Below are 14,437 nucleotides of genomic sequence, written 5' to 3' on the forward strand. Positions count from 1 at the left end.
GAATATCTGGGGTATGATTAATCCAATATCCCATAGGATTAAGAGTAAGGAGTTTTTTATGATGGTTGCCAAAAATTCACTGCAGTCCCAAGCATATAATACACTGAAGGAGCAGATCCTCTCCAATATCCTGACACCGGGCGAGCTCTATTCCGAGACAAGGATATCAAAGGAGCTTGGCATCTCACGCACCCCCATGAGGGAAGCGCTCCAGTGCCTGTCCCAGGATGGCTATATCACTATCATTCCCAGCCGCGGCTTCATGATACGCCAGCTGAGCAGGGAATCCATGAGGGAATCCATACAGATACGCTGTGCCATAGAGGGTTTCTGCGTCCATCTGATTGCATCCCAGCCATCGGAGAAACGCTGCCAGAAACTATTAAAGGAAATGGAGCGCTCCCTGGCCCGCCAGAAAAAGGCCCTGGACTCCCCCAATGCACGACGTTCCTTCATCGAGGAGGACCACCGGTTCCATCTTCTCCTGGTCCACTATGCGGACAATGACGAATTCAACCACCTGTTCCAGAGGCTGATGTACATGATCCATCTGACCACTGCGGGCGCCCTGGCCATTGACGGCCGCGCCCAGGCCACCTATGATGAACACGAGGAGCTTTACAGATGCCTGAAGGACGAGGACGGCGACAAGGCCTACCGGATCCTCATCGCACACCTGCTGATGCCTCTTAACATGGACCTTCTTTAACGGAATCCCTGATGGCAAAAATGCATCTTACACCAGTGCTGCCTGGTGCAGGATGCATTTTTAAAGTTGCCAAAGGACACTTAATCCATTTTTACAACTACCTTCATATAATTGCCGGGATTTTTCTCAATATCCCTGATTGTCCCAGGCGCTTCCCCAAGCCCGATGGTCTTTGTGAGGATTTTAGCCACATCTACCTTTTTCGTGTAAATCAGCTGGATTGCCTCCTCAAATTCCCCTGCGCTGGTGCGTGCGCCCCGGATGTCGATTTCCTTGCGCGTAATCAGGTCCGTTGGTATCGATGTCTCCTTTGGAGGCCATCCGGTAAGGGTAACCCTTCCGGCATGGCTTACAAGGTCCAGGCTTAAACGGACAGCCGCATTGGCGCCGCTGCACTCCATTACCTGCTGCGCCATCATCCCTCCGGTAATCTCGCGGACGCGTGTTTCCGGATCCTCATTGCTGGAATTGATGACATATTCAATCCCCAGCTCCTTTGCAAAATCCAGACGCTCCTGCACCAGGTCCAGCAGGATGGCATGGGCGCCGTAAGCCTGGGCAATCATTCCGGCCAACAGCCCGATTGGGCCTGCACCGATGATGGCGCAGTACTCCCCTGCCTTTAATCCGCCTCTGTGGACACCATGGAGGGAAATGGTCAGCGGCTCAGCCATGGCTGCATCCGTCCAATCCATATCCTCCGGCATCTTTACCAGCATGTCTGCGGGATGGCAGAAATACTCCGCCATGCCGCCGTCAATATGTACGCCCAGAACCTTTAAGTCCGTACAGCAGTTGGTGCGCCCGATGCTGCATGGATAACATTTCCCACAATAAAGATAAGGATCCACAATCACCTTATCCCCCGGCTTTAAGCCCTTTGGGTTATCAGCCGGAATCTCTTCAATGATGCCGGCCAGCTCATGGCCGATGATCCTTGGATAGGATACCAGCTTGTTGGTGCCTCTGAAGGCGCCGATATCACTGCCGCATATGCCTGCTGTCTTAATCCGTATCAGGGCCTGCCCGGGTCCTGGCACCGGCTTTTCAAGTTCAACGCAGTCCACCTGTCTTGGTTCTGCCAGTTTTATTGCTTTCATTGTCGTCTCCTCCTTACCGCATGCAATGGAACCCGCCGGGATCCATGCACCGCCCCTGTTACAGGGCTACCTTCACAACTACCTTCTTAACCTCACATGGTCCGCCTGCCTGGCATCTTGGCTTGTGGGCATCCTCAGGCGCAACCACGATCAGGTCGCCCTCCTCCAGGAATACGCTTCCTGAAAACTCCGGCTCCTCATAAAAGATTAAATCGCTGGCCTCGTTGCGCTCCTTCTCAACCAGTCCATCACGCTTGCACACGCCAAACTGCTCTTTGCCTGAAACCATGTACTGGATGTCAAAATATTTCTCATGTGTTTCAAAGGACCCCTGGCTTGCAGGAAATGTGGTGTACTCCTGGACATTGGCAACCACCGTGTCCCCCATGATGGGATAGCTTCCCGCAGCAAGGGACTTGATGTCGGTCTCAGCCAGCCACTTGTAGGCGCAGGTGAATTTCTCTTCCAGGTAATTATACTTCTCTGCAATACTTACATTTGAAAAAAACATGGTCATTACCTCCCTGTGTAAAAACCCCAGCGCTGTCCGCGCTGTGTCATATTGTCATATATACTATTTGCTTGCAATGTCCTTTGTCTCCAGGTTGCCTGCCGCAATGGCCTGCACCTGTTCCCATACCAGCTCATCCACATTCACGCCTTCAGCCATACTCCTGGCGCGTGTTGAAACTGTGCGCTCGCCCGGACAGGTCACATGGCTTCCCTCGCGCTCCGGGTGGCTTGCGTCAGCAGCTGCCACACGTCTGTTAAGCATGGACTGGATTTCATCCTTAGAACCGAACAGATAGGGGTCAAAGGCAATGAAAATCTGGCAGCAGCCAGTGCAGCTTCCCTGATCCGCCTCATCCATATCGGTTCCGCAGTTGCCGTTTGCCAGCAGGGCAGCAGCCAGGTCAAGGGCAATCGCCATGCCGCTTCCCTTCCAGTATCCGGTGGGTAGGATCCGCTTGCTCTCCTCAATCGCGCCAGGGTCGCTGGTCAGGTTGCCGTCCTTGTCAAATCCGCCTGGGAATGGAAGCTCCTTGCCAGCCAGACGGTAGACGCCCAGCTTGCCGTATGCATACTGGCTCATGGCCATGTCAAGGACAATGGGTCCGTCCTCCCTTGGGATGGCAATGCAGAATGGGTTGTTGCCCACGCCCGGCTCATCGCTTCCCCAAAGAGGCATGCAGCTCTCGGTGTTAATCCAGCTGATTCCCATGAATCCTGCTTCTGCCATACGCCACGCATAGGTGCCGCCCCTCATCCAGTGGGTTGTATTCTTAAGCGTCACACAGCCGATGCCGTGTTCCTTGGCCAGCTCCATGGCACGGTCCGCACAGAACAGTGCATTGGTGATTCCGATTCCCAGATGGCCGTCATAATTCTCCACCGCGCCCCTGGCTCCCGCCAGCTCCGGCTTACCCTCCAGGTTAATCCAGCCTTTCTGCACATATTCCACAAAACGCGGGATACGGTTAAGTCCGTGGCTCTCAACGCCGTCCGCGCTGGACTGGGTGTGGATGGTTGCGCAGACCTCCGCCTGCTCCTCGCTTAACCCCACATTTAAAAATGCCTTCTTAACAGTTTCCTTGATAGTATCATAGGGGATACGTAAACTCATAGTCCTTCTCCTTTTTCCGCACATTCCATGCGCTTTTATACACATTTTACAATCAATTCATATCAATCCGCGTCTGACGGCCGTCCCATGGCTTTTGCCGGATCAGGATCATCCTCCGGCAGACCGGAATCATCCTTCACCGGACCGGAACCGCCTTCCGCCGGACCGGAACCGTCCTCCGCCGGACCGGAACCATCCTCCGCCATACCGGAACCGCCTTCCGCCCGGACTGTCTCCAGTTCCTCCACGGACGGACACGGCTTAAGTCCTGCAAACTCCATCATTTCCTCGTAAAGCCCGCTGGCCTCTTCCGGTGAGTAACCATAGACCAGGAACACGTCCATGACATAGGGGGCATAGGGGATGCCCGTTATCTCCCTTGCAAACGCCATGGCAGCAATCTCGCTCAGGGCAATGATGGTGGAATCGTTGTGCAGGGGCCCAAGGGACCAGAGCCTGATTTTCTCTGTCCTGGTATAAATCTCATGTTTGTATTTTTCTTCCACATAATGGAAGAGTTCATGGGCCAGCAAAAGCCTGCTTATATTCAGGCTGTCCGTGAGCACATCCCTGATTTCCGGTTTTTCCAGGAATTTCTTTGCCTTTTTCACCGCATCCATATAGATGCAGATGGTGTCCGGCACCCGGTATTCGGCAAAAAGCACCCGGTCCGTCTTTTCAGGATAGGTGGGATAGGATACCTTCATGCCCATGGCCTTGGCAATGACCTCCGGATCGGAACTTTTATATTCCTCCATTACCTTTACCGCATATTCCCTGCCGCAGGCCAGGGCGTGTTCCATCCAGTCCCTGCGCTGCCCATCGTTAAATTTGCCGTTCAGGGGTTCCCGTGAGAACACGTACCGGAACCATTCCACCGCGTCAATGGAAGCCAGGTCCCGAAGCATCCGGTCCAGTGGACGCAGTGGAAAATGGGGACGCTCATAGCGCCTCGTCCCCTGTTTTCCAAACAGCCCGTCTGTTATGGGCTTTAAAGCTTTCTGAAACTCTTCCTTATTCATAGTAGATTAAATCTCCGTCACTGATGCCACGATAATGATATCCTCATCCGGTTCCCTGTCTCCCAGATCCAGGTCCATCAAAAGGAAAATCTGCTCTAAGTCAACCGCGCTGTAGTCGCCTACACGCGGGCCTACACATACGAAGAAGTCCGGTCTGAGAACGGTATCCGTCTTGAACACAGCGCCGTCCTTCCACATCTGGTCAACCACTTCCTTGTACTCGCTGACCTTACACTTGGTAACCTGTCCGTTGGAACACTGAACCTTGATGAAGCCCTTTTTATCAACAATACGCAGGGGGGTCTTGTCGCCGCGCACGCCCTCGTATACATAGAACTTGTCGGTCTTTTCAGAAAGCTTGATTTCACTGACCTTTGGTCCGAAGTCCTGGGTTGCCAGCTCGCATGCTTCTGCCTCGTCGCATTCCTTTAACAGGTCCGTGGTCTTAACCTCGGTGGATCCGGTTGCGATTGCGGTTACCTTACCGGTCTGGTTGTCAATCTCAATATGGACCTCAACCGTGTCAGGTGACGCGCCGGAACTTACAGCCATGTCGGCCGCTTCTTTCTTAAGTTCCCTGATATCGTCCTGGGACGGGTTGGGGATGACACGCTCCACCACGTCACGTACCATGGAAAGGGCCACGCCGATGGATGAGATGACTTCCGCATTCTCAGGAATGCTGTACTGGAGTCCCATCTTTCCTGCACAGTACGGAACAAGGGAAGCAGCGCCGCCGCCGCAGCCTACCAGCTTCATGCTGTCATGGTCAAGCTGATACTTCTCTGCCAGGGCAGTGATGGTTGCGTTAACCTTCTCAAAGTCCTTATCCAGGATCTGGGTTGCCAGTTCCTCCACCGTGATGCCTAACTTATCAGCCACCGGCTGCATGGCCTTGCGGGCCGCGCCCGCATTGCCGTGCGCAAAGTACTGCTCTTCAATCAGTCCCAGTACATTGGCAGCACATGTGTTGGTAAAGCAGATGCGCTTCCCGTTCTTTAAACGGATGGTGACATAGTCCGCCGGGTCACCCTGCTTCGGGCTTACCATCTCAATCTGCGGGTCTTCAATCTCCTCCTCAGGAGTAAAGCAAGCATACTCACATCCGGCAATATGGGCGGAACGCGGTCCTACATCCACAACCGCCTTGTCGTTAATACGCACCATGGAGCCGCCTGCGCAGCCCAGGATACGCACATCCAGGGAACTGATATATGTGTCATGTCCGCCGATCTGGGCATAGTCAACGCCCGGACGGCCATTCTTGATGACGCCGATGTTGGTGGTGGTCCCGCCTACCTCAAAGTAGATGGCATTGGAAGCTCGCAGGTACATAAGGGAACCCATGACGGAAGCAGCCGGGCCTGAAAGAGCGGTCAGGATAGGACGCTTACGCATCTCGCTGATTTCCATGACGCCGCCGTCTCCTCTCATGATCATCAGGGGAACGGTTACGCCTGCCGCGCGTACGGATGACTCGGTTGCATTGGCAGTCATCATCATTTTGGGCAGGATGGATGCATTAATTGCAGCGGTACGTGTACGGCGGGTAAGGCCGTACAGCTTTGTAATATCAGAAGCCATGGTAACTGGCACATTTTTCTTCTCCGCACAGTTATGAATCATCATTTCCTCATCCATACTGTCTACACCAAAGGCCATGGAGGCAACGATTACCTGTGAACCCTGGTTCAGTAATTCATCAATATTCTGGTTGATCACATCTTCTGTCAGCATTTTCTTCTTGATGAAGGTGTTGTATACCTTAATCATCCTGCCGACCTTTTCATCCAGCACGATATCCTTAAGGGCAAGCTGGCGCTTTGCAAGGAATCCCTCCAGGCCGCCGCCTGCAACACCGACTACACCAACGCTGGCCACGTCGCCTTCAATAAAAGCGTTGGTAGCCTGAGTGGTAGAGTGGGCAACGAACACAACATCCTCAGGGGCAATGTTATTCTCGCGCATACAATTCTGAAAACTCTTCACAACACCGGCAGCAACGCCACTCTTGTCATCATGTGTAGTCTTAACCTGATTTTTTCCTATAATTTCATGGGTTTCATTATCCATTGCCACGCACTTGGTGTAAGTTCCGCCTACGTCAATACCCATACGAACAGCTCTGCTAATACGCTCTGCCATAATTTTCATTCCTTTCACTCTACAATACGTACCCGCGATTCTTTTATCGGGGACTTCCATTCATAATCTAACGAAACATTTGTCAGGGGATAACGGGTGCGCATGACACGCACCCGCTTCTATAGAATAAATCTTTATTTTTTAAGAGAGATTCACTGCTGGAAATTAGATGAACCAAGCAGCTCCAAGTCCGCCTAACAGGATGAATGCAGCAACATACTGGATTACACCTGTCAGATAAGCATTCGGAATTGACAGTTTCAGGAAGTCTCTGGATTCTACCTTGGTATAAGCAAGACCCCATGCCACCCAAGACTGGGTGATACAGCTTCCAATATTAACGGTTATGGTCGGGATGGCAAATACAGCATATAAGAACGGTACTGAGAAGGATGCAACATTAGAAAGCACACCCAGCGTAGCAGCACCACATCCAACCAGTGTCATAGGTCCGCGGAACAGGCCCATGAACAGCAGTACGGCAAAAATCACACACACAGCCAGTTCACTCTTAGGCATTACATTTCCTAAAATCGCCTTGAAGTAAGGAGATGCATAGGTTGCAACCTGGTTGAACATCGGCAGGGTAAGAAGGAAGCCTACCAGCGGAGCAGTATCAACCACACCGTCATAGTACAGCTTGTTCACTAACTGACAGTTCTCTTTAAAGGTTCCTTTCATCCTGCCGCAAAGGAACAGGGCCAGGAAACCTGCAATGATGAAGCCGCCGATAACGGAGAAATCCAGCCAAATTTTCAGCACAACCGGAACGATTGGGAGGATTAATGTATACATTGGCGCATTCTTCTGGTCAGCAGAGGAATTGCGGCTCTGGGCTGCCCAGGAATGTACTGTCTTTGACTTCTTAAGATAAATTGCAGCCAGTAAGGTGGTTGCCACCAGCATGATGATCAGGGCTGCATAACCCCAGTGAGCTGCATACCATCCCAGTGTGAAGTCCGGTATCTCATCTGGAGTGATGTAGAATGCGCGGTACTGCGCAAAGTTAACAGGGTTCAGGTAGATGCCTGCTGCAACAGAGCCCATGAAGGAGAACATTGCAATTGCCTTCGGTACGCCAAGGGACATTAAGATTGGAAGTACGATAACGCCGATAGCGATAACAGGGCCTGCACCGGTCATGGCTGTGAAGATAAGTGCCGTAACGATGTTTAACAGTGCGATGGTAACCATTGGCTTGTCTCCGCCAAGCTCAACTGTCTTGCGGATCAGGGTAGATGCAATGCCTGTGTCCATCAGGACGCGGCCGAACCATGCGCCCCAGCACACATTAACCAGGGTGGTGCCCCAGCCTTCAGGAGCGCTCTGGAAAATCTTGTTCAGAATGGAAACCAGCTTTGTATCCGTGCCGGCGCCGAACTGAAGTACGGGGTTGGACTCGATGAATGCCGGGCTGGCAAACAGGGTCCCAAGCAAAGGCAGGACGGTCCAGATTACGGTGATAATCAGGAATCCGATCATCAGGTTGTGGCCTTTAATACAGTAATATGCCAGGCCGAAGAAAGAAAGTAACAAAATTATACCAATTATGTATTCCATGGTATTCCTCCTCATATCTTTTTTTATAATCCTACACTGTGGAACTGTTTCGGAAACCTGCGGTATCAGGCTTCCCTCTCTCTCAAAACATCAGAATATCCTAAATCCATCCCCCTTCATCATGTAATTAAATATATTTCCATCCAGATCATGGAACCGGATCCCGCCCGGGCCTATCTGGAAAAGAACTGTGGGTAAATCCCCTGGAGCGTATCCGTATTCCAGAGAACCGCGTTAAAATGGTTGGAGCATATAAGCGACGCCGCCTCCGCGTCCCCGCGTATGATGTTATCTAACAGCAGACGCGTCTCCACCTGGGTGTGTTCCCAGCGTGTAAGGCTTGACATATACACCTTGAAGTTGAAGGTACTGTACTGAAGGTAATTGACCCGCATCATGTCGCAGTCCAGTGTCCTGAAGTAATCCCAGATATGTTCCTTGCCGCAGAAGGTGGATAAGAGATACCGCATGTGCAGGTCCGCTGCCAGCAGCTCCAGCACATCACTGTCCCCTTTTACTTCTTTCTGCTTCTCCAGGCTTTCTTCCAGCAGGGCTTTCTGCTCCGGTGTCAGCCCCTGCCTGCAGACCTCCTCAATCACTGCCTGCTCCAGCACGATATGCGTATGTACGGACTGTTTAATCCTCTCAGGGTCAATCATGGTGACCACGGTCCCCCGCTGGGGATAGACCACGATATAGCCCTCTTCCGTCAGACGGGCCAGGGCGTCCCTTACCAGTGCACGGCTTACGCTCATCTGGGACGAAAGGGAATTCTCGCTGAGCATCTCCCCAGGCTCAATGGACAGGCTCAGTATCTGATTGCGCAAAAAGGAATAAATGTCATTCCTGGAATCAATTTTCGCCACCTTGTCAACGACCTCAGGCATCTCCCCATCCCCTCTCCGTCTGCCCTGACATCCCCATGCGGGGTGTCTGCCAGGATTGCATACAAGTTGATTTTTCTTTTGCATACCAGTTCGAGTTAAAAATGCATATCAGTTGCTCTTTTTCCGTCTCTCCATTGATTGTATCAATTTCAAGACATATACAAGATATCACATTTATCCCATGAACGCAACTGTTTTTTTATCATTTTCCACATGTTTATTGTTAAAATTTTGTTTACCAGTTGCTTTTTTCACAAATAATGATAAGATAATAGTAGAAATTACAAAGCCATAAATTGCATACAAGTTTATGATTGGAAATTTTTTACATTTCAATCTCCGGCTCTAATAAGGAAGAAAGAGCAAATGCATACTTATCAGACCGGATCTTCTATGCTATAATTTGATTTGCTGTACCAATCGAACGAACCGGATATCTGACAGAAACCAAGAAAGGTGATTGCCATGTCACTACTACCCTTTGATACCAATAACCGAATGATTGCAAGGCGCCCCACTGAAGACGCGCGCCAGTACGCGTACCGCGTAATAAAGAATTGTATATTAGAATTGTTCCTTCCCCCGGGACAGAAGATGAACGAGGCTGACCTGGCTTCTTCTTTAAACGTAAGCCGTACCCCGGTGCATGACACGTTTACCAGGCTCTCCCGGGAAAAACTGGTGGATGTCATCCCCCAGAGAGGCGCCTTTGTGTCCAGGATTGACTCAGAACGGATTGAACACGCCATCTGGCTCCACACCCGGCTGGGAACTTCCATGCTCCACACCATCTTCATCAAGAACGTGAAAAAAAGCGACCTGGAGGTGCTGTACTACCACCTGCGCCAGTTGGATGACTACCTGTACCAGGGCAACTTAAACCAGGCGCCCAAGCTTCTGACGGATTATTACCACCAGCTCTACATACTGGCCGGGGACATGGACCTTGTGTGGGAGTCCCTGCAGAAGGTGGACATGGACCTGCAAAGGCTTTTATACCTGGCCACCAGCAGCTCCGCCATGGTGGAAGGTTTCCTCTGCGAGCTGACCAACTTAACCGACGCCCTGGCTGACCGCAATAATGACCAGGCCTGCCTGATTTACAGCCATCACATGTCCAGGATGCTTTTACTGGTGCCGCCGTTAAAGCAGCACAACCCGGAGTATTTCATCTGTAACAGCACGGATGCCGCATCCTGATACTGGTACAGACTTGGATTGAAACGAATAAGGAGGATATATCTATGGAGAATTACCAGAACCTGTTTTCCCTGAACGGCAAGACAGCCCTGATTACAGGCGGGACCGGAGGACTGGGCAGCGCCATTGCCCTGGGCTTCTTACAGAACGGCGCAGATGTGGCTGTGTGCGGAGGCCATCCGGAAAAGGCAGCCGGGCTGGCTGACTATGCGGCCCAGGCCGGAAAGAGATTCCTTTCCCTGCGCTGCGATATCCAGAAACAGGATGACATTGACCGGATGCTGGATGAAATCGAGGAGCAGCTCGGCACCCTGGACATCCTTGTAAACAGCGCAGGCATGAACCGCCTGATGCCTGCCGAGGATTATGACGAGGAAGCATTTGACCAGGTCATGGGCCTGAATGTCAAGGGCCTTCACCTGGTAACCAAGGCCGTGGGCAGACGCTTCATGATTCCCAGGAACTACGGCAGGATTTTGAACCTTTCTTCTGTAAAAAGCTTTATCGGTACAACGGAAAACTATATTGCATACTGCGCCAGCAAGGGCGCGGTGAACATGTACACCAAGCAGCTGGCCTGCGAATGGGGCAAGTACCGCATTACCTGCAATGCCATCGCCCCAACCTTTGTCCGCACCCCCATTAATTCCTTCCAGTTAGACGACCCTGTATTCTATAAGAAGCTGACAGACCGTATCCCCCTTGGCCGCATCGGGCAGGAAAAGGACATTGCCGCCGCAGCCATCTACCTGTGCAGCGACGCGGCTGCTTTTGTGAACGGACAGGTACTGGCCGTGGACGGAGGTCTTACATCCATGCAGTAATCACGGACATGTCTGGGCGCCGGACATCCGCGCCCGCGCCCCGGCAGACCTCTGCCAGGGTAACATGAATCATATAAAAAGTCAGGAGGCACCATTATGATATTCGGAAATGTAAACAATGAATTCTTTGAACAGCAGACAGCAATCCTTCCCGCTCCCCTTAAAAGCGCCCTTTGCTTTTTAAAGGAAACGGACCTGGCAGCCCATGAGCCGGGCAGGTTTGATATTGAACTGGGAGGCGTTCCCATGGTCCTCCAGGTCCTGGACCTGACCACGGCCCCCCGCCAGACCCTGCGCCCTGAAATCCACCGCAAAAACATCGATGTCCAGTTCCTGGCCGCCGGGGGACCGGAAAAGGCCGGATACTATAATGATGACAAAACCAGCGTGGTGGACGAGGACCTTCTTGACACCCCAAGGGATATCCTGTTCTATAAAGATAACCAGGACGCGCCCGAGGGCACCATTGAGATGGTTCCCGGCACCTATGCGGTCTACTTCCCATGGGATGTGCACATTCCTGCCATCCAGACCGGGGATGTGCCTGCGGCCATCCGCAAGATTGTAATCAAAGTGCCCATGGATGCCTGTCTTGGCGCAGAGAGAGGCTGAGGACCTGATTATGGAGATTAAACGCCATCTGGAAACCCTGGCCCAAAAAGACCCGGACCTGCGCCGCCAGGCGCTGTCAGATGTCCTGGACGCAGAAGGCCTGTCCTGCTTCCTTCAGGAGGACGAACCCAGCTTCAAGAACCCCCGCGGCACTGTGAATTATATTCTGGATCCGTGGCAGGACGCGCCCAGCCTCCTGTTCTGCGCCCACTATGACGCTGTCCCCGGAAGCTTTGGCGCCAATGATAACGCCGCCGCACTCTGCATCCTCATTGACCTTGCAAAGGACCTAAAGGAAAATGGAGTCCCTGCACGCTTCGCTTTTTTTGACGGCGAGGAAACCGGCAACTCCGGAAGCAGGCTTTATGTGTCCTGTCTGGACAGGCAGGCCTCTGATAAGCAGGGCCTTCTAAAGCAGGAACCGGACAGGCAGGTCATCCGCAGGCAGGACCTTACCGGGGTCGTGAACCTGGACGTATGCGGATTCGGTGATACCATCGCCATCTGCGGCAAGGGCAATGAAAACAAACCTGTCTTTGGTCCCTTCTGCGACAAGGCCCTCTTAGGCAGACACAACGCGCAGGTATTAAAATACCTTCCAAGAAGCGATGAGGCCTCCTTTGCAGGAAGCCGCATCCCGGCCTTAAGCCTCTGTGCCATCCCCCGCTGGGACATCCAGTACCTGAAGGCCATGGCCACCTACGGGGACGGTTTCTTAGGCCGTCCCCCGGAGTTTGACATGATGATGGAGCAGATGGAAGTATCCACCACCATGCACGGCGGCTACCGCGACCATCCGGAATACGTGGAACCTGAGGCAATGAGCCGGATATACCATTATCTCAGAGAGGCCGTGACGGCGCCCCCGGCCGGCAGGAAGAAGCTGTTTGGGCTGCTGTAAGGCCAGGAGGTAATATTGAACCTTTTTAAAAACAAAGAAAAAAGAGCTGATAACCGCGGATTTTGACTGCCATGGGTTATCGGCTCTATATTTTTGTATCCTCTTCGGGTCATACCAGGGGTCTCCCCGTCTTCCCCAATGCCCGCAAGGTACTGTCATGGAGGATTTCCTTGGAGTACTTATCCTGGGACACATAACAGGAGTAAAAGATATCGGTCATCAGCAGGATTGGGAACTGAGGGGAAATGACATTGCCATGGTTCAGGTGGATGAGGGAGGGAAGGAGCATGACCTCATCGCAGAACGAGTCAAATTCCGGCTTGTTCTTGGCTGTGAGCAGCACGGTCCTTGCCTTTTTCTCATGGGCCTCCTGGAGCAGGAAGGTCACATCCTCCGTATCTCCGCTGATACTGACTCCGAACACAAGGCTGCTCTCATTCAGGAACACGCCCCTCATGCGGATCATGTCCCCGTAATCCATGGAGGTGATGTCCACGCCGATCCTCATGAACCGCAGCTCCATCTCCCTGGCCGCCAGGCCTGAACTTCCCATGCCGCAGACGAATACGCGGGCCGCCTTTGACATGTAACGGCAGATGCGTTCCACCTGCTTTTCATCCACCAGGTTATAGGTCTTATTAAGCAGTTCCTGGTAGGTGTTAAGGACAGTCCTTGTATTGCCTGTCATGGATTCCTGTTTGACCACGAAGTTTTCCCCGTACTGGTATATGAACTCCCGGTAACCTTTAAAACCGCACTTCTTGGCAAAGCGGGACAGGGATGCCTCAGACACAAACAGCTTCCCGGCCACTGCCTTGGCTGAAAAGTCCATTTCCTCCCTGTTATAAATAAAGAAATCCGCAATACTGCGTTCCACCGTGGTGAAGTTGTCATAGTTGGACTCAATTACCGGTATGACTGATTTCAGATATTCCATGGTTTCATCCCTGTCTCTCTTTAAAATGATAATAGGCTCCCTTCATTCCGGCGTCATTGCCGTGTCTGGCAAAGGCCAGGGTGGTGTTCTTACGGATGCCGGACACCAGGTATCTTGTGATGGCAGCCTCAATCCTGGGCTTTAAGTATTCCTCCTGGGCCATGATCCCGCCTCCCAGTACAACGACCTGGGGGTTCATCACATAACAGATATTGGCAATCCCTTTCCCAAGCACGTCGCACATCTCATCGATTGCCTGGACGCAGACAGCATTGCCCTGCTTTGCCAGTTCAAAGATACGCAGGCCGTTCCACTCCTGTTCCGGTTCCCCAAAACCAGCGGCCACCCGTTTTGTCAGGATACTGGCGGCGCCCAGTGTCTGGAAGTCACTGCCGTCCATATGCATATAGCCCACCTCGCAGGCGCTGTTGCTGTATCCGTGGTATACCCTGCCGTCAATGAGGATGCAGCCCCCGATTCCGGTCCCCACCGTCAGGCACAGCGCCGACCTGCTGCCTGCCGCTGCCCCGGATCTGGCCTCCGCCAGGCCTGCGCAGTTCACATCATTTTCCACTTCACAGGGAATACCGAATTCAGCTTCCATCCTGGCCTTGATTGCCGTGCCTGCATAATCCGGGATCAGGGGCGCTGCATAGAATATCTCCCCTTTCTCCACATCCACCATTCCGGCCGTGGATACACAGATTCCATCCGCCTTCCAGACCTTCAGGTAATCCCTCACGATCCCAACCACCTTTTCCAAAAGGCATGGGCCGCCCTTTGATGCCTCGGTGGGCGTCCTGTCCTTGGCCAGGAACATTTCCTTTTCATCCATGATGCCATATTTAATCTCGGTGCCGCCGATATCGATACATACATACTGTTTCATAATGCCGCTTCTCCTTCCATCCCCGGT

14 protein-coding genes are annotated in these 14,437 nt (G+C 52.4%); 5 read left to right on the plus strand and 9 right to left on the minus strand.

Annotation, left to right across the window (positions count from 1 at the left end; all coding sequences use genetic code 11):
* Positions 1 to 61: 61 nt before the first annotated feature.
* Positions 62 to 709, plus strand: coding sequence for a GntR family transcriptional regulator (locus tag MCJ35_RS20035; RefSeq protein WP_025485667.1), 648 nt, complete (start codon positions 62 to 64; stop codon positions 707 to 709).
* Between the two features lie 80 nt (positions 710 to 789).
* On the opposite strand, the gene MCJ35_RS20040 is transcribed toward MCJ35_RS20035, so the two are convergent.
* The 7 genes from MCJ35_RS20040 to MCJ35_RS20070 form a co-directional block, all read right to left on the minus strand.
* A complete protein-coding gene (locus MCJ35_RS20040; RefSeq protein WP_025485666.1) occupies positions 790 to 1,809 on the minus strand; it encodes a zinc-binding alcohol dehydrogenase family protein in 1,020 nt (339 codons plus the stop codon).
* Positions 1,810 to 1,867: 58 nt separating this feature from the next.
* The gene (locus tag MCJ35_RS20045; RefSeq protein WP_008719608.1) at positions 1,868 to 2,320 is read right to left on the minus strand and encodes a NanQ anomerase/TabA/YiaL family protein; all 453 of its coding nucleotides are present in this window, start codon (positions 2,318 to 2,320) and stop codon (positions 1,868 to 1,870) included.
* A 63-nt stretch (positions 2,321 to 2,383) separates the two neighbouring features.
* A complete protein-coding gene (yiaK, locus tag MCJ35_RS20050; RefSeq protein ID WP_025485665.1) occupies positions 2,384 to 3,433 on the minus strand; it encodes a 3-dehydro-L-gulonate 2-dehydrogenase in 1,050 nt (349 codons plus the stop codon).
* 62 nt (positions 3,434 to 3,495) lie between these two features.
* Complete coding sequence (locus tag MCJ35_RS20055; protein ID WP_025485663.1) at positions 3,496 to 4,455, minus strand: hypothetical protein; 960 nt, start codon at positions 4,453 to 4,455, stop codon at positions 3,496 to 3,498.
* Between the two features lie 6 nt (positions 4,456 to 4,461).
* Complete coding sequence (locus tag MCJ35_RS20060; protein WP_025485662.1) at positions 4,462 to 6,600, minus strand: hydantoinase/oxoprolinase family protein; 2,139 nt, start codon at positions 6,598 to 6,600, stop codon at positions 4,462 to 4,464.
* Positions 6,601 to 6,765: 165 nt separating this feature from the next.
* On the minus strand, positions 6,766 to 8,160 hold the full coding sequence (locus MCJ35_RS20065; protein ID WP_025485661.1) for a hypothetical protein: 1,395 nt from the start codon (positions 8,158 to 8,160) through the stop codon (positions 6,766 to 6,768).
* A gap of 173 nt (positions 8,161 to 8,333) precedes the next feature.
* On the minus strand, positions 8,334 to 9,047 hold the full coding sequence (locus MCJ35_RS20070; RefSeq protein ID WP_008719620.1) for a GntR family transcriptional regulator: 714 nt from the start codon (positions 9,045 to 9,047) through the stop codon (positions 8,334 to 8,336).
* Between the two features lie 465 nt (positions 9,048 to 9,512).
* On the opposite strand from MCJ35_RS20070, the gene MCJ35_RS20075 reads away from it, so the two are divergent.
* From MCJ35_RS20075 to MCJ35_RS20090, 4 genes are all read left to right on the plus strand, one after another.
* Positions 9,513 to 10,247, plus strand: a complete 735-nt coding sequence (locus tag MCJ35_RS20075; protein WP_034577582.1) for a GntR family transcriptional regulator — start codon at positions 9,513 to 9,515, stop codon at positions 10,245 to 10,247.
* A 44-nt stretch (positions 10,248 to 10,291) separates the two neighbouring features.
* Positions 10,292 to 11,071, plus strand: coding sequence for an SDR family NAD(P)-dependent oxidoreductase (locus MCJ35_RS20080; protein ID WP_025485658.1), 780 nt, complete (start codon positions 10,292 to 10,294; stop codon positions 11,069 to 11,071).
* A 96-nt stretch (positions 11,072 to 11,167) separates the two neighbouring features.
* Positions 11,168 to 11,683: a NanQ anomerase/TabA/YiaL family protein gene (locus MCJ35_RS20085; protein WP_025485656.1), complete on the plus strand. Its 516-nt coding sequence runs from the start codon at positions 11,168 to 11,170 to the stop codon at positions 11,681 to 11,683.
* On the plus strand, positions 11,664 to 12,584 hold the full coding sequence (locus MCJ35_RS20090) for a M28 family peptidase (protein ID WP_025485654.1): 921 nt from the start codon (positions 11,664 to 11,666) through the stop codon (positions 12,582 to 12,584). The genes MCJ35_RS20085 and MCJ35_RS20090 overlap by 20 nt, the downstream gene beginning before the upstream one ends.
* Positions 12,585 to 12,693: 109 nt before the next feature.
* On the opposite strand, the gene MCJ35_RS20095 is transcribed toward MCJ35_RS20090, so the two are convergent.
* Both MCJ35_RS20095 and MCJ35_RS20100 read right to left on the minus strand, forming a co-directional pair.
* Complete coding sequence (locus MCJ35_RS20095; RefSeq protein WP_008719633.1) at positions 12,694 to 13,521, minus strand: MurR/RpiR family transcriptional regulator; 828 nt, start codon at positions 13,519 to 13,521, stop codon at positions 12,694 to 12,696.
* A gap of 4 nt (positions 13,522 to 13,525) precedes the next feature.
* Positions 13,526 to 14,410, minus strand: a complete 885-nt coding sequence (locus tag MCJ35_RS20100) for an ROK family protein (RefSeq protein ID WP_008719635.1) — start codon at positions 14,408 to 14,410, stop codon at positions 13,526 to 13,528.
* Positions 14,411 to 14,437 lie beyond the last annotated feature (27 nt).

This window comes from Enterocloster sp. OA13 (assembly GCF_022440595.1).
Lineage (GTDB): Bacteria > Bacillota > Clostridia > Lachnospirales > Lachnospiraceae > Enterocloster > Enterocloster hominis.